This is a genomic window from Stenotrophomonas sp. YJH_SMC_8 (assembly GCF_059371315.1).
Map to the genome: position 1 here is coordinate 94,158 of NZ_JCAFUL010000008.1, position 15,722 is coordinate 109,879.

Annotated in this window: 14 protein-coding genes; all 14 read left to right on the forward strand. The window is 69.4% G+C overall.

What is annotated here, in order from left to right; translation table 11 throughout:
• The 14 genes from AC5P88_RS11825 to AC5P88_RS11890 all read left to right on the forward strand — a co-directional run bounded on the left by AC5P88_RS11825 (position 1) and on the right by AC5P88_RS11890 (position 15,576).
• Complete coding sequence (locus AC5P88_RS11825) at positions 1-942, forward strand: lysophospholipid acyltransferase family protein (RefSeq protein WP_495225110.1); 942 nt, start codon at positions 1-3, stop codon at positions 940-942.
• The gene (locus AC5P88_RS11830) at positions 932-2,482 is read left to right on the forward strand and encodes an HAL/PAL/TAL family ammonia-lyase (RefSeq protein WP_106549976.1); all 1,551 of its coding nucleotides are present in this window, start codon (positions 932-934) and stop codon (positions 2,480-2,482) included. Before AC5P88_RS11825 ends, AC5P88_RS11830 begins: the two co-directional genes overlap by 11 nt.
• Positions 2,469-2,900 (forward strand): acyl-CoA thioesterase, encoded by a 432-nt coding sequence (locus AC5P88_RS11835; protein WP_005411603.1) that lies wholly within the window; start codon positions 2,469-2,471, stop codon positions 2,898-2,900. Before AC5P88_RS11830 ends, AC5P88_RS11835 begins: the two co-directional genes overlap by 14 nt.
• Positions 2,897-3,526, forward strand: coding sequence for an outer membrane lipoprotein carrier protein LolA (locus tag AC5P88_RS11840; RefSeq protein ID WP_106549974.1), 630 nt, complete (start codon positions 2,897-2,899; stop codon positions 3,524-3,526). The genes AC5P88_RS11835 and AC5P88_RS11840 overlap by 4 nt, the downstream gene beginning before the upstream one ends.
• Positions 3,519-5,873 carry an MMPL family transporter gene (locus AC5P88_RS11845; protein ID WP_495225179.1) on the forward strand — a complete coding sequence of 785 codons (2,355 nt, stop codon included), beginning with the start codon at positions 3,519-3,521 and terminating at the stop codon, positions 5,871-5,873. Before AC5P88_RS11840 ends, AC5P88_RS11845 begins: the two co-directional genes overlap by 8 nt.
• A 53-nt stretch (positions 5,874-5,926) precedes the next feature.
• Positions 5,927-7,177, forward strand: coding sequence for an NAD(P)/FAD-dependent oxidoreductase (locus tag AC5P88_RS11850; RefSeq protein ID WP_106549972.1), 1,251 nt, complete (start codon positions 5,927-5,929; stop codon positions 7,175-7,177).
• Positions 7,165-7,722: a DUF3261 domain-containing protein gene (locus tag AC5P88_RS11855; protein WP_111113151.1), complete on the forward strand. Its 558-nt coding sequence runs from the start codon at positions 7,165-7,167 to the stop codon at positions 7,720-7,722. The genes AC5P88_RS11850 and AC5P88_RS11855 overlap by 13 nt, the downstream gene beginning before the upstream one ends.
• On the forward strand, positions 7,719-8,903 hold the full coding sequence (locus AC5P88_RS11860) for a beta-ketoacyl-[acyl-carrier-protein] synthase family protein (protein WP_286074520.1): 1,185 nt from the start codon (positions 7,719-7,721) through the stop codon (positions 8,901-8,903). The genes AC5P88_RS11855 and AC5P88_RS11860 overlap by 4 nt, the downstream gene beginning before the upstream one ends.
• Complete coding sequence (locus tag AC5P88_RS11865; protein WP_495225111.1) at positions 8,900-9,355, forward strand: hotdog family protein; 456 nt, start codon at positions 8,900-8,902, stop codon at positions 9,353-9,355. Before AC5P88_RS11860 ends, AC5P88_RS11865 begins: the two co-directional genes overlap by 4 nt.
• The gene (locus AC5P88_RS11870; RefSeq protein ID WP_106549968.1) at positions 9,352-10,083 is read left to right on the forward strand and encodes a 3-ketoacyl-ACP reductase FabG2; all 732 of its coding nucleotides are present in this window, start codon (positions 9,352-9,354) and stop codon (positions 10,081-10,083) included. Before AC5P88_RS11865 ends, AC5P88_RS11870 begins: the two co-directional genes overlap by 4 nt.
• Positions 10,083-11,321 (forward strand): beta-ketoacyl-ACP synthase, encoded by a 1,239-nt coding sequence (locus AC5P88_RS11875; protein WP_099551754.1) that lies wholly within the window; start codon positions 10,083-10,085, stop codon positions 11,319-11,321. Before AC5P88_RS11870 ends, AC5P88_RS11875 begins: the two co-directional genes overlap by 1 nt.
• A gap of 62 nt (positions 11,322-11,383) precedes the next feature.
• Positions 11,384-11,824 carry an excinuclease ATPase subunit gene (locus AC5P88_RS11880; RefSeq protein WP_106549966.1) on the forward strand — a complete coding sequence of 147 codons (441 nt, stop codon included), beginning with the start codon at positions 11,384-11,386 and terminating at the stop codon, positions 11,822-11,824.
• A gap of 160 nt (positions 11,825-11,984) precedes the next feature.
• Positions 11,985-12,245 (forward strand): YcgL domain-containing protein, encoded by a 261-nt coding sequence (locus tag AC5P88_RS11885; RefSeq protein WP_106549965.1) that lies wholly within the window; start codon positions 11,985-11,987, stop codon positions 12,243-12,245.
• Positions 12,238-15,576, forward strand: a complete 3,339-nt coding sequence (locus tag AC5P88_RS11890; RefSeq protein WP_495225112.1) for an ankyrin repeat domain-containing protein — start codon at positions 12,238-12,240, stop codon at positions 15,574-15,576. The genes AC5P88_RS11885 and AC5P88_RS11890 overlap by 8 nt, the downstream gene beginning before the upstream one ends.
• Positions 15,577-15,722: the final 146 nt, after the last annotated feature.

The following is a 15,722-nucleotide window of genomic DNA, read 5'->3' on the forward strand; positions in this document are numbered from 1 at the left end:
ATGGCGGCCGCGCAGGGCGCCCCACACTGGGCCGACATCGGCGAATCCACGTCGGTGGCCGGCGTGCTGTTCCTGTGCTGGGTGCACCGCTGGTTCGGGCGCTGGCCGTTCCGCCTGTGCGTGTGGCCGGTGGTGACCTGCCACTGGTTGGGCAACCGCGTCGGCCGCCAGGCCTCGATGCAGTACCTGCAGCGGCTGCAGGCACACAGCGGCGTGCTGGGCCGCGCACCCACCCGGCGCGACAGCCTGCGCCACTTCTTCGCCTTCGCCGACACGATGCTGGACAAGATCCTCGGCCTGGGCGGGCGCTACCCGGCCGAACGCATCCACCTGCATCGCGACCTGGTACTGCAGAAGATCGCGCGCCGCGAAGGCGGCCTGATCCTGACCGCACACATCGGCTGCCTGGAACTGTGCCAGGTGCTGGCCGAGCAGGTGCCGGGCTTCCGCATCACCGTGCTGGTGCATACCGCACATGCGCAGCGCTTCAACCGCCTGCTGCAGCGGCTGGACCCGCTGGCGGCGGTGGAACTGGTGCAGGTGACCGAAATGGGCCCGGCCACTGCGATGATGCTGGCCGAGCGCGTGGCGGCCGGTGGCTTCGTCGCCATCGTCGGCGACCGCACGCCGGTGCAGGGCGGCCGCAGTGTCACCGCCGATTTCCTCGGCCATCGCGCGCCGTTCCCGATCGGCGCCTATGTGCTGGCCGCCGCGCTGGGTTGCCCGGTCTACACCATGGCCTGCCTGCACCAGGGCGAGGGCTATCGCGTGGCATTCGAACAGTTCGCCGAACGCATCGTGCTGCCGCGTGGCTCACGCGATGCCGCGCTGGCCGAACAGGCCCAGCGCTTCGCGCGCTGGCTGGAACTCCAGGTCATCCAGTCCCCGCTGGACTGGTTCAATTTCTTCCCCTTCTGGGATCAGGCTCCACATGACGACTGACGCCGTACCCGTGTGCCGCTTTGGCGATGCACCGTTGACCATCGAAGACGTGGTGGCCCTGGCCCAGCGCCAGTGCGAGGCCGCACTGAGCGACGCGCCTGCATTCCGCGCGCACATCCAGCGCGGCGCCGATTTCCTCGACCGCCTGCTGCGCGAGGATGGCGTGATCTACGGTGTGACCACCGGCTATGGCGACTCGTGCACGGTGAACATTCCGCCGGCGCTGGTGGCCGAGCTGCCGCACCATCTGTACACCTACCACGGCTGCGGCCTGGGTCGTTACCTGGACCCGGTCGAGACCCGTGCGGTGCTGGCGGCGCGCCTCGCGTCGCTGGTGCGCGGCATGTCCGGCGTCAGCGTGCCGCTGCTGGAAGGCCTGGCCACGCTGCTGCAGCACGATGTGCTGCCGATGATTCCGGCCGAAGGCTCGGTCGGTGCCAGTGGTGACCTGACCCCGCTGTCGTACGTGGCGGCGGTGCTGTGTGGCGAGCGCGAGGTGCTGTTCGAAGGCCAGGTGCAGCCGGCCGGCCCGGTGCTGGCGAAGATCGGCATGACCCCGCTGAAGCTGCGGCCGAAGGAAGGCCTGGCGATCATGAACGGCACCGCGGTGATGACCGGCCTGGCCTGCCTGGCCTGGCAGCGCGCCGATTACCTGGCGCGCATGGCGACGCGCCTGACCGCGTTCAACGTGCTGGCCAGCGACGGCAACGCGCACCACTTCGACCAGACCCTGTTCGCGGCCAAGCCGCACCCGGGCCAGGGCCGCATCGCCGCACGCCTGCGCAGCGACCTGCACAGCGAGCGTCCGCCGCGCAATGAACAGCGCCTGCAGGACCGCTACTCGCTGCGCTGCGCGCCGCACGTGATCGGCGTGCTGGAGGACAGCCTGCCGTTCCTGCGCCAGCTGATCGAGACCGAGCTGAACAGCGCCAACGACAATCCGCTCATCGACGCCGACGGCGAGCGCATCCTGCACGGTGGCCACTTCTACGGCGGCCATATCGCGCTGGCGATGGACACCCTGAAAAACACCGTGGCCAATGTTGCTGATCTGCTCGACCGGCAGCTGGCACTGGTGGTCGATGCCCGTTACAACCATGGCCTGCCGGCCAACCTGTCGGCGGCCACCGGCCCGCGCGCGGCCATCAACCATGGCCTGAAGGCACTGCAGATCAGCGTGTCGGCGTGGACCGCCGAAGCGCTGAAGCAGACCATGCCCGCCAGCGTATTCTCGCGTTCCACCGAATGCCACAACCAGGACAAGGTCAGCATGGGCACCATCGCCGCGCGCGACTGCCTGCGCGTGATCGAACTGACTGAACAGGTGGTGGCGGCGATGCTGATTGCCGCGCGCCAGGGCCTGGCCCTGCGCGAGCGGGTTGGCCTGAATGCGCAGCTGCATGGCAGTCTGGCCGACATGTACGCCGACCTGGGGCAGCGCATCGCCCTGGTCGAGGAAGACCGCGCGCTGGATCGCGAGCTGCGGGAACTGCTGGTGGAGATCCGCGCGCAACGTTGGGAGCTGTATGCCGGTGAATGAGGCTATTGAACGGGTCGGCGAGATTGCGCTGACCCCTGCCTTCCATGACTGCGATCCGATGAACGTGGTCTGGCATGGCAACTACTTCAAGTACTTCGAGATCGCGCGCTGCGCGCTGCTCGGCCGCTACGACTACGACTACCCGCAGATGCTCGAATCGGGCTACCTGTGGCCGGTGGTCGATGCACGGGTGAAGTACGTGCGTCCGCTGCTGTTCAACCAGGCCCTGCGCGTGGTCGCGCGCATCGTGGAATGGGAGAACCGGCTGAAGATCGAGTACGAAATCCTCGATGCGGAAAGTGGCCAGGTGCTGACCCGCGCGATGACCATCCAGGTCGCGGTGGACGCGGCCAGCAAGGAAATGCTGTACCAGTGCCCGCCGGTGCTGTGGGAACGCCTGGGAGTGCCTGCGCCGTGAATACGCTTGCCCGTCTTTCGAGCGTGCTGCTGTGCGCGCTGCTGCTGGTGGCCGTACCACGTGCACAGGCGGCCGATCCTGCCGTCGATGCGATCACCCAGGCGGTGGCGCGGCCCGACGTACTGCGTGGCCAGTTCAGCCAGGAAAAACAGGTCAGTGGCTTCAAGAACCCGCTGCGTTCGCAGGGCCGGTTCGTGGTCGCGCGCCAGCACGGCGTGATCTGGACCACGCTCAAGCCGTTCCCTTCTGAAGTGGTGGTCACCGCCGACCGCATCCTCAGCCGCCAGCGCGATGGCAGCACCCGCGTCGAGCTCGACGCGCGGCAGCAGCCGGCGATGCGCTCGGTCAACGCGATCATGTTCGCGCTGATGAGCGGCGACGTGCAGGCGCTGTCCAGTCAGTTCAACGTCGCTGCCAGCCGCGAAGGGCAGGGCTGGCGCCTGCGCCTGACGCCGAAGTCGGCGATGCTGGCCAAGGCCTTCGAATCGTTGACGCTGCAAGGTGACCGCTACGTGCGCCAGGTGGAGATCGTCGAGGCCAACAAGGACCGCACGCAGATCCAGTTCAGTGCGTTGAGCGAGGCCCCTGCAGCGTTGAACCCCGATGAGGCACGCCGCTTTGAGTGAGGCCGTGGCATCGAACGCACCGGACCGGCTGCGGCGCTGGTGGCACTGGCTGGGCATTGCCTGGCTTGCGCTGCTGCTGGCGCTGGGCGCACAGCAGTGGCATTTGTGGAGCCAGGAATCGCGGATCGACACCGACATCCTCGCGTTGCTGCCGCAGGATGCGCATGACCGCCTGTTGAGCGATGTCACCCGGCGCATCGCCGATGGCAGTTCGCGGCAGGTCGTGGTGCTGCTGGGCAGCAAGGACGGCGCCGCCGCCAAGCGCGCGCAGGCGGCGTTCGCCGCAGCCATGGCTGCCGATGCCGACAGCGCGTTGCTGGTGCCCAGTGGTTCGATCGAAGGCTGGTTCGATCAGGCGCGCGCGTTCTACGCGCCGTACCGCGACCGCCTGCTGACTCCCGGCCAGCGCAGCCAGCTGCAGAACAGCGACACCGGGTCACTGGCCGAACAGGCGCTGGCTGCGCTGTATGGCCCGATGGGCGCGCCGCGCCTGACCGACTGGCGGCAGGACCCGCTGTCGCTGTGGCCGCAGTGGTGGCAGCAGCAGGCGCAGGGATCGGGCCTGCGCCTGGGCGATGACGGCCTGCTCGAAGCCGAGGGCAAGCATTGGGCGGCGCTGCAGTTCGATACGCCGGGGTCGGCGTTCCAGCTTGACGGTGAGCGCCATCTCGATGGCCTGCTGGAACGTGCCGGGCAGGCTGCCAAGGCGGCAGCGCCGGAACTGGAAATCCTGCATGCTGGTGTGCCGCTGCATGCTGAAGCGGCGGCGGTGCAGGCCAACCAGGAAATCAACACGATCGGCTGGGGTTCACTGGCTGCGGTGCTGCTGCTGGTGTGGCTGGCCTTCCGCTCGCTGCGCCCGATCCTGCTGGTCGCCGCCTCGCTGCTGATCGGCTGCGGCGTGGCACTGGCGGTGACCGTGCTGGTGTTCGGCAAGGTACACGTGCTGACCCTGGTGTTCGGCGCGTCGCTGGTGGGCGTGGCCGAGGATTACGGCATCCACTGGTTCGCCTCGCGCCAGGCCGAGCCGGCCGATCGCCGCTGGAAGCTGCTGCGGCATCTGCTGCCCGGCCTGTGGCTGGCCCTGCTGACCAGTGCGCTGGCCTATCTGGCGCTGGGCCTGGCCCCGTTCCCGGGCCTTCGCCAGATGGCGCTGTTCTCGGTGGTGGGCCTGGCCGCGGCTTTCCTCACGGTGATCTTCTGGTTCCCGTGGCTGGATGGCGGCGAGATCCGCCAGACCCGTTTCTCGCAGTGGCTGGGCAATACGCTGGAGCGCTTCCCGCGCCTGCACGGTCGCCGCCCGGTGGCGATCTTCGTGGTGGCCGCGCTGGCGCTGTCCGCGGTGGGCATCGCGCGCCTGCAGAGCAACGACGACCTGCGCAGCCTGCAGTCGTCGCCGCCGGCGCTGATGGCTCAGCAGATCCGCCTGAGCCAGCTGCTGGGCATGCCCAGCCCGGCGCAGTTCTATCTGGTGCAGGGCACCGATGCGGCGCAGCTGCTGCAGCGCGAAGAGGCATTGACCGAACGCCTGCGTGCACTGGCCGATGAAAAGCGCATCGGCGGCTACCGCGCCATCAGTGACTGGTTGCCCTCACCGGCACGCCAGCAGGCCGATGCCGCGCTGACCGCGAAGGTGGAACCTGGCGTGCTGTCGGCCGTGTCCGAGGCCGTGGGCGAGCCGCTGCAGCGACCGCAGTTCGCGGATGCGCCGCTTACCGCCGAAGCCTTCCTGGCCTCGCCGGCCTCGCAGCCGTTCCGCCACCTGTGGGTGGGTGAGGTCGGTGGGCAGATGATCAGCGTGGTGATGGTTGATGACCTGTCGCGCGCCGATGCCCTGGCCACGCTGGAAGGTGCCGCCGAAGGCCTGCCCGGCGTGCGCTGGGTAGACCGCACCTCTGATTTCTCCAAGCTGCTGGGCCACTACCGCAAGCTGATGGGCGGGCTGCTGCTGGTCGGCATCGCACTGGTGTTCGGCGCGCTGTGGCTGCGCTACCGCCGCCAGGCCTGGCGCGTGTTTGCCCCGACCCTGATTGCCGGCGCGCTGACCCTTGGGTTGCTGGGCCTGTTCGGCCAGCCGCTGCAGTTGTTCAACGTGCTGGCGCTGATGCTGCTGCTGGGCATGGGCATCGACTACGGCATCTTCCTGATCGAGCACCGTGGCGATGCCAGTGCATGGCTGGCGGTGTGCGTGGGGGCGGCCAGCACCTGGCTGTCGTTCGGCCTGCTGGGCCTGTCGCAGACCCCGGCGCTGCGCGCGTTCGGCCTGACCCTGCTGTTCGGCATCGGCCTGGTCTGGCTGATCTCGCCGCTGTTCCGGCCGCCGCCGCACGATCTGCCGCCAGCCTGAGCCCGCCTTCCGCTTTTCTTCTTTCCCTCTGATCGAGCAACAAGGACGCCCCGATGAGTACTGCTGTGGATGCTGTCGAACGCACTGAAATCCTGATCATCGGCGCGGGCCCGGCCGGCTCCGTCGCCGCGGCGATGCTGCGCCAGCAGGGCCGCCAGGTGCTGATGCTGGAGCGCCAGCAGTTCCCGCGCTTCTCCATCGGCGAAAGCCTGCTGCCGCAGAGCATGGAGTACATCGAAGCGGCCGGGCTGCTGCAGGACGTGGTCGAGGCCGGTTTCCAGTACAAGAACGGTGCGGCCTTCGTGCACGGTGAAGCACGTACCGCCTTCGATTTCCGGAAGAAGTTCTCGCCGGGCTGGGGCACCACCTACCAGGTGCAGCGCGCCGACTTCGACAACGTGCTGGCACGCGGCGCCGAGCGCATGGGAACCACGCTGCGTTTCGGTGATGAAGTGCTGTCGGTCGAACCCGGTGAACAGCCGGCGGTGAACGTGCGTCGCCCGGATGGCAGCGAATACCGCATCGAAGCCGACTTCATCCTCGATGCCTCCGGCTTCGCGCGCCTGCTGCCGCGCCTGCTGCAGCTGGAGTCGCCGTCCAACTTCCCGGTGCGCGGCGCGATCTTCTGCCACGTGCGCGACAACATTCCGGCCGAAGCGGACTTCGACCGCAACAAGATCCTGATCACCACCCACCCCGAGCACATCGACGTCTGGTACTGGACGATTCCGTTCTCCAACGGCTGCTGCTCGCTGGGCGTGGTCGCCGAGCCGTCGTTCTTCGAGCGCTACGAAGGCGACGACCTGCAGAAGCTGCAGGCCATCGTCGGCGAGGACCCGAACCTGACCGGGCTGCTGGCCAATGCCGAATGGGCAGTGCTGCCGGTGCGCCGCATCACCGGCTACTCGGCCAACGTCAGCTCGCTGTGGGGCCCGGGCTATGCGCTGCTGGGCAACGCCGGCGAGTTCCTCGACCCGGTGTTCTCGTCCGGTGTGACCATTGCCTTCAAGTCCGCGCAGCTGGCCAGCGAGTGCCTCAAGCGCCGCTATGCCGGTGAAACCGTGGACTGGGAGGCGGAGTTCTCCAGGCCGCTGCGCGCAGGCGTGAAGACCTTCCGCCGCTTCGTGGAAAGCTGGTACCAGGGCGGCTTCCAGAAGATCATCTACCACCCGCAGCAGCAGCCGGAAGTACGCAACATGATCAGTTCCATCCTGGCCGGATACGCCTGGGACACCAACAACCCGTATGTGGCCGATGAAAGTGGTCGCCGCATGCGCGTGCTGGAGGAACTGTGCAGCGCCTGATCTTCCGTACTGCGGCCCTGCTGCTGTGCCTGCTGCTGGCCGCCTGTGCCGGGCGCATGCCCAAGCCACAGGTGGAACTGCCGCCGCTGCGCCTGTCGCCGGCCAGCCTGCCGGCGCCGCTGGCGCTGCAGCAGCAGCTGCACTTCCGTTTCGGCAGCCATGAGCGCGACCTCGATGCGCTGCTGGAAGCCGATGCACAGCAGGTGCAGCTCGCGGTGCAGGCGATGGGCCAGACCGGCGTGCGCCTGCAGTGGGACGGCCAGCAACTGACCCAGCAGCGTGCGCCGTGGTTGCCGCCGCAGGTGCGTGCCGAGCGTGTGCTGGATGACCTGCAGTTCGCGCTTTGGCCAACCGCCGCCATCGCCGCGGCGCTGCCAGCCGGCTGGCAGGTCAGCGACGACGGCCAGCAGCGCAGCCTGTCGCGCGATGGCACGGTGTGGCTGCAGCTGCAGCGCCTGGACGATGGCAGCGTGCAGCTGGACAACCGCGCCGAAGGCTATGCGCTGCGCATCGAATCGATCGACATGGCCGGGCAGGACCGATGAGTGCACCGATCTACCTGAACGACCTGGGCATGGTCTGCGCGCTTGGCGATGGCCGCGCCTCGGTCGCGTCGGCGATGTTTGCCGATGTGCCGGGCGGGCTCAGCGACAACGACCGCCTGCTGCCGGGGCGCACCCTGGCGCTGGGTGAAGTGCACACGCCGCTGCCGGCGCTGGAGGACCTGCCGGTCGCCCTGCGCGGGCGCAACAACGCACTGCTGGAGGTGGCACTGGCGCAGATCGCACCGGCGGTCAGTGCTGCCATCGCCCGCCACGGTGCCGAGCGCGTGGCGGTGGTGCTGGGCACCAGCACCTCGGGCATCGGTGAATCCGAGCAGGCCCTGCGCACCCACGCCGAACAGGGCCAGTGGCCGCAGGGCTTCGATTACGCCCAGCAGGAAATGGGGACCGCCGCGCAGTTCGTGCGCCAGCGCAGCGGCGCCCAAGGCCCGGCGTGGACCCTGTCCACCGCCTGCTCGTCCAGTGCCAAGGCACTGATGTCGGCCGCGCGCATGCTGCGCGCCGGTATCGTCGACGCCGTGATTGCCGGCGGCGCCGATTCGCTGTGCCGCTTCACCGTGGCCGGCTTCAGTGCGCTGGAATCGGTGTCGGCCCTGCGCTGCAACCCGTTCTCGCAGCACCGCGCCGGCATCAATATCGGTGAAGGCGCCGCGTTGTTCCTGCTCACCCGCGAGCCGGGCCCGGTGTGCCTGGCCGGGTGGGGCGAATCGGCCGACGCCCACCACATGTCCGCGCCCGACCCGCAGGGCCTGGGCGCCATCGATGCCCTGCAGCAGGCGCTGCAGCGTGCCGGCTGGGCAGCCGATGAAGTGGACTACGTGAACCTGCATGGCACCGCCACCGGGCACAACGATGCAATGGAGAGCCTGGCGGTTTCCCAGGTGCTGGGCAATGACGTTCCGGCCAGTTCGACCAAGCCGCTGACCGGCCATACGCTGGGTGCATCGGGCGCGATCGAAGCCGCATTGTGCTGGATCCTGCTGGCCGAGAACCCGCAGCAGCAGCTGCCACCGCACTGGTGGGATGGCGTGGCGGATCCCGCGCTGCCGACGCTGCCGCTGGTCGCGCCCGCCACCCGCCTGGCACAGCCGCCGCGGCGGGTGCTGAGCAACTCGTTCGCCTTCGGCGGCAGCAACGCCGTGCTGGCGCTGGAGCGTCGATGAACACGCTGTACGCAATCGAAGAGGTGGTGCCGCACCGCCAGGACATGTGCCTGCTGGAGCGCATCACGCAGTGGGACCAGGACGCCATCGAGGCCGAACTGGTGGTACCCGAGGCCGGCCTCTTCGTCGAAGACGGGCAGGTGCCGGCGTGGGTCGGCATCGAATACATGGCGCAGGCCATCGCGGCCTGGGCGGGCTGCCGCGCACGCGCGGCCGGCAAGCCGCCGCAGCTCGGTTTCCTGCTCGGCAGCCGCCGCTACAACAGCACGCGCAGCAGCTTCCCCAGCGGCTCGCGACTGCGTGTACAGGCGCGCTGCGAGCTGTTGGGTGACAATGGATTGGGGATGTTCGCCTGCCGCATCCTGGCGGGCGAGGACGAATGGGCGACAGCCAACGTGTCGGTGTTCGAACCGGCCGATGCGATGGCCTATCTGGAGAGTGGACAGGCATGACAGGGAATCGAAGTGTGCTGGTGACCGGCGCCAGCCGGGGCATCGGCCGGGCCATCGCGCTGCGCATCGCGCGTGATGGCTTCGACGTGGCGGTGCATTGCCGCAGCCGCCTGGATGAGGCACAGGCCGTGATGGCCGAGATCCACGCATTGGGCCAGCAGGCCCGCGTGCTGATGTTCGATGTGGCCGATCGAGAGGATGCACGCGCCGTGCTGGAGGCCGATGTCGAAGCGCACGGCGCGTACTACGGCGTGGTCTGCAATGCCGGCATCGCCCGCGACGGCGCCTTCCCGGCACTGTCGGCCGACGATTGGGACCAGGTCATCCACACCAACCTGGATGGCTTCTACAACGTACTGCATCCGCTGATCATGCCGATGGTGCGTCGGCGCAAGCCGGGCCGCATCGTCACCCTGTCGTCGGTGTCCGGCCTGGCCGGCAACCGCGGGCAGGTCAACTACAGCGCCGCCAAGGCCGGCATCATCGGCGCCACCAAGGCCCTGGCGCTGGAACTGGCCAGCCGCCAGATCACCGTCAACTGCGTGGCCCCGGGCCTGATCGAGACCGAAATGCTCAACGACGAAGTGGTTGAACACGCGCTCAAGCTGATTCCCGCCGGTCGTGTCGGCCGTCCCGACGAAGTGGCGGCCACGGTGGCGTTCCTGCTGTCCGAGCCGGCCGGCTACATCACCCGCCAGGTGATCTCGGTGAACGGAGGCATGCTCTGATGGCCGCTGATCGTCGCGTAGTGGTGACCGGCGCGTCCGCGATCAGTCCGCTCGGCCATGACTGGCCGACCATCGAGGCGCACCTGCGCAGCTGCCGCAACGCGGTGCGCGCGATGCCCGAGTGGAATGTCTATGCCGGGCTGAACACCAAGCTGGCCGCGCCGGCGCAGGACTTCGAGCTGCCGCCGAACTACAACCGCAAGACTACCCGCTCGATGGGCAAGGTCGCGATCATGTCGGTGCGCGCCACCGAAGTGGCGCTGCGCGAGGCGGGCCTGCACGAGCACCCGGTGCTGCGCAGCGGCCGCACCGGCGTGGCCTACGGTTCCTCGTCGGGCAGCCACGAAGCCACCGGCGAGTTCGGGCGCATGCTCAACGAATTCACCACCGATGGCATCAGCGCCACCACGTACCTGAAGATGATGAGCCACACCGCGCCGGTCAACATCGGCGTGTTCTTCGGCCTGTCCGGGCGCGTCTACACCACCTCCAGCGCCTGCACCTCGGGCAGCCAGGGCGTGGGCGCAGCCTATGAAGCGATCCGCAGCGGCAAGCAGACGGTGATGGTCGCCGGTGGTGCCGAGCAGCTCGACGCCACCGCTGCGGCGGTGTTCGACACCCTGTTCGCCACCAGCGTGCGCAACGACGCGCCGCAGACCACGCCGCGCCCGTTCGATGCCGGCCGCGATGGCCTGGTGCTGGGCGAGGGTGCCTGCACGCTGATCCTGGAAGACCTGGAGCACGCGCAGGCACGCGGCGCCACCATCCTTGCCGAGGTGGTCGGGTATGGCACCAACAGCGATGGCCAGCACGTCACCCAGCCCAGCGCCGACACCATGGCCACCGCCATGCGCCTGGCGCTGGAAGATGCAGGCCTGGAGCCGGCGCAGATCGACTACGTCAATGCCCACGGCACGGCCACCGACCACGGCGACATCGCCGAGACCCAGGCCACCGCGCAGGTGTTCGGAAGCCGGGTGCCGATCAGCTCGCTGAAGAGCTACGTCGGCCACATGCTCGGTGCCTGTGGTGCGTTCGAGGCCTGGCTGAGCATCGAGATGATGCGCGCCGGCTGGTTCGCGCCGACCCTGAACCTGGCCGAGGTCGATCCGCGCTGCGGCCAGCTCGACTTCATCACCGGGCAGGGCCGCGAACTGCAGGCCGAGTACGTGATGAGCAACAACTTCGCCTTCGGCGGCATCAACACCTCGCTGGTGTTCCGCCGCTGGAGCGAATGATCCGCCGTCCCATCCCGCCTTTTTCCGCAACCCACCCGCACCCTCGACAAGGAGATGTTCCGATGCGCCGCACCCTGATGATCGCCACGGCCACCGCACTGCTGGCCCTGACCTCCACCGCTTCCGCCCGCGATACCCGCGTCGAGCAGTCCCTGCAGGAGCTGGTCAGCTCGCAGGCCGCCAGGGACGCCGGCATTGACGGCAGCGTGCGCTTCTACCTGGCCGGCCAGCCGGTCGGCGTGCAGCAGCGCCTGGGCGAAGACGTGACCAACAAGAAGACCAACGCCGCCAACAAGAGCGACGCCGAAGCCTGCCGCTGGGTCGCGCTGTCGGCGCTGCGCGCGCTGCAGGATGGCGCCAAGTCGCGCGGTGCCAACGCGGTGGTCGACATCGTCAGCTACTACAAGAAGAACGAGTTCAAGAGCAGCACCAACTACGAGTGCTGGGCCGGCACCTTCGTCGCCGGCGTGGCGCTGAAGGGCACCTACGCCAAGGTCAAGTAAGCGACCGCAGGGCGGTGGCGTTGCCTGAACGCCGCCGCCACATTGCTGAACCCCGCCGGGGAAACGCCGTTGAACACGCCGCCTTCGTCGGCTGACGGCTTTCCCCGGTGTCGGCTTTCCGACACAATCATGGCTCTTCCCGGGTTATCGTCCCGCGGACATGCACGCCTACGTCTATAAAAGCCAACTCAAGCCGGACACCTACGTCTACGTTCCCCGACGCGAAGATTTCAGCGCGCTGCCTGCGCCGCTGCTCAAATCGCTGGGGACGCTCACTTTCGTCCTGGACGTGGCTCTGGATGCCGGGCGCCGCCTGGCCCAGGCCGACCCGGACAAGGTTCGCAGTGAAATGAGCGAGCGCGGGTTCTACCTGCAGGTGCCGCCGTCGGTGGCCAGCCTGATGCCGCGCCACTATGACTGACGCCTCCCGTCCGCGCGTCCTGTCGATCGCCTTCGCCGTCGGCGCCCTGCTGGCGCTGGGCGCTGCCGTGGGCGGCGTTGCCGGTGCCGTCCTTGCCGCACTGGCACAACCGGCGTTCGCGCTGGGCGTGTCGTGGTGGCGGCGCAGCCGCGCGCTGCTGCCGTTGAAGGTGGTTGCACGCCAGGACCTGCCGGCGCTGCTGGCGTTGTGGTCGGCGGCGCCGGTGTTGCTGGCGCTGCTGCTGGCCTGGCCGCTGGCCGCACTGCGTGACAGCGGCAGCCTTGCGGCGGTGCTGGGCCTGAGCGTGCTGGTCAGTGCCGGCCTGCTCGCGGCCTGGCGCACCTGGCCGTTGTGGAACGATGTCGAACGGCTTGATGGCAGCCTGGCCCAGCATTGGCAGGCGCTGGCCGGTCGCGACCTGACCGCCTGGCGCGGTCTCGGCGTGGCCGCGCTGGTGATCGCGCTGGCCGCGCTGGTGGTGCTGCCCGCCTGGCCGGGCCTGCTGCCGGAAAGCGCACGCTGGCCCACCGCGCTGGCGGTGGTGCTGCTGTCACCGCTGCTGCACCTGCTGCTGCAGCGGGTCAAGCCGGCGCCGCTGGTGGCGTTGCGCTCCAGCCCATTGGCGACGTCCAGCCACGAACACGAACCGATGTTCGCCGCCGCGGCCGAAACCGCGCCGCTGGAGGCGATGGCGCCGCAGGAACTGACCCCGGCACTGTATGAAGCCGCCCGCCATGGCCGCATCGACCGTGGCCTGCAGCTGCTGCAGGCCGGCGCCGATCCGTATGCGCTGCCCGACCCGAACTGGCGCGACCAGCGCAGCCTGGCCGTGCTGGCCGCGGTGTTGCCGGACCTGCGCCTGCTGCGCGAACTGATCGCCCGCGGCGTCGATGTGAATGCGCCGCACCGCGGCATGACGCCGTTGCTGGCCGCCACGCGTGACAGCTGGCATGGCCGCCCGGAAGCGGTGATGACCCTGCTCGCCAACGGTGCCGACTCGCGTGCTACCGACAGCGATGGCAATACGCCGCTGCACCATGCCGCGCGCAGTTCCGACCCGGGTGTGGCCGCGCTGCTGCGCGATGCCGCCGCCGAAGTCGACGCGCTGAACCGCGATGGCTGGTCGCCGCTGGCGGTGGCCTGCCAGGTTGGCAACTGGCGCCTGGCCCGCTTCCTGCTCGAACGCGGTGCACGCAGCGAACCGGCCGAGGGCACCCCGGTGCTGCTGGCCGCCGCTGCCACCGAAGACGACGATCCGGCTGGCGTGCAGCTGCTGCTCAAGCACAAGGCGCGCGCCGACGCGCGTGATCGCCAGCGCCGCAGCGCGCTGCACGAGGCGGCGCTGGCCGGCCACGTGGAGATCATCGGCGTGCTGTTGGCCGCCGGTGCCAACCTGGAAGCGCGCGATGCACTGGGGCGCACGCCGTGGCTGGAAGCCGCCCGTGCCGGGCGCGCCGCGGTGGTCGAACACCTGCTGCCGCACAAGCCGGACCTGGTTGCCGTTGACGGCGAAGGCCGCAACGCGGTGCAGCTGGCGGTGATGGCGGAGGATGTCTCGCCGTTGCTGGTCAAGCGTCTGGTGGAGCTGGGCATCGCCGCCGACGCGACCGATCCGGTCGGTCGCCGCGCGGTGGACTACGCAGCCGAAGCCGGTCGCTGGGCGATCGTCGCGCTGCTGGATCCCTCCTATCCGTTGCCGGCCGCGGTCAGTGACGGCCTGGCCGAGCGTGGCGAAGCCGCCAGTGCCAGTGGCCTGCTGCCGGACCGTCCGCCGCTGACCCTGCTGCGCGAAGCGCTGGGCTTCGGCAACACCGAAGGCATGGCCGCGCTGGCCAAGCTGTGCCAGCCGGAAGAACTGGGTGGCCTGCTGCTCGATCCGGAACTGGCGCTGGAGCCGCGCGCGGTCGATTGGCTGCTGGCCCACGGCGCCGATCCCTACGTGCGCGACGCCTGTTCCGATACGCCGATGTTCGCCCTGCTGTCGCGCGGCATCGATGCGGTGCCGGCGCTGCAGGTGATGCTGCAGCGTGGCCTGTCGCCGGCCGGCCGTGGCGGCCTGGCGCGCTTCCTTGCCGCCTGCGCCCAGCACGACCAGGCGGCGCGCGGACTGGAACAGCTGGCGCTGGAACTGCTGGAGCGTGGCGCCGATCCGTTCGCAGCTTCGCCGGCCGGTGATCCGCCGCTTTCGCTGGCGGTGCGCCTGGGCTGGCTGCGCCTGCAGCAGGCCCTGCTGAAGGCGGGCGTCGATCGCGAAGCCCGCGACAGCCACGGCATGACCGCATTGCATCTGGCCACCGCGCTGGCCCGCGAAGGCGCGCTGAAGCTGCTGGTGCAGCACGGGGCCTCGCCGGAAGCTCGTGCCGCCGATGGCCAGACGCCGCTGGGTGTGGCGCTGTCGATTGGTCGCCGCGATCTGGCCGACTGGCTGGACTGGCGGGTGTGGCCGTTGCCGCGCCGCACCCTGCGCGAGGCCGATCTGCCGGCCGCCGCAATGGCTGGTGACGTCGATGCAGTGCGCCGCCTGATCGATCTGGGCTTCGCCGTTGATGCAGTGGATGCACAGGGCTGCACCGCGCTGCTGCGCGCCGCCGGTGGCGGCCATCTGGCGGTGACCGACCTGCTGCTGGCGCGTGGCGCTGATCCGCAGCACGCGGCGGCCAGCGGTGCCACGCCGCTGTCGGCGGCGGTCAGCATGCGCCAGGTGGATATCGTCTCGGCCCTGCTCGACGCCGGCGCCAAGCTGGAACACCGCCTGCCGGGCGGAGTGACCGTGTTGATGCTGGCCTCTGCGCTGGGCCTGCCGGACATCGTTGCGCGCCTGCTCACTGCCGGTGCCGACGTGCACGCCGGTGACGCGCAGCAGCTGGGCCCGCTGCACTGTGCCGCGCTGTACGGCTTCAGTGCCCGCGATCGTTCGCGCCTGCTCGCCCTGCTCGACACCCTGCTGCTGGCCGGTGCCGAACCGGACCAGGCCGCCGCCGGTTCGGTCACGCCGCTGCTGCTGCTGCTGGGCGCCCGTGCCGAGCCCGGCACCGCCTGCGACGAACAGGTGGTGATGGCCGCGGTGGAACGCCTGCTGGACGAGGACGTGAGCCTTGAGGTGCGCGATCCGCGCGGCTTCGGACCGCTGCACCTCGCGGCCCTGCACGGCCTGCCACTGCTGGTGCAGCGCCTGCTGCGCGCCGGTGCCGATCCGGAAGTGCGCGACAGCCTCAACCGCAACCCGCGCGAGATCGCGGTGATGCGCGGCTTCATCGACGTGGCCGGCGAGTTCGAACCGCGCGTGCCGGGTGTTTCGTCGATGGCGCGGTTCCTGCGCGACAACGGCTGAGCACCGGGGTCGGATCCCTTTCCCACGGAAAGGGCTCTGACCCCGGCATCGCGTCATCCACGCATGGCGTGGATCTACGAAATCCCTAGGCTGCCGGCCAGCGGCCGGCACTACCGCAATCTGTGGTGGGTGCCGACCGTTGGTCG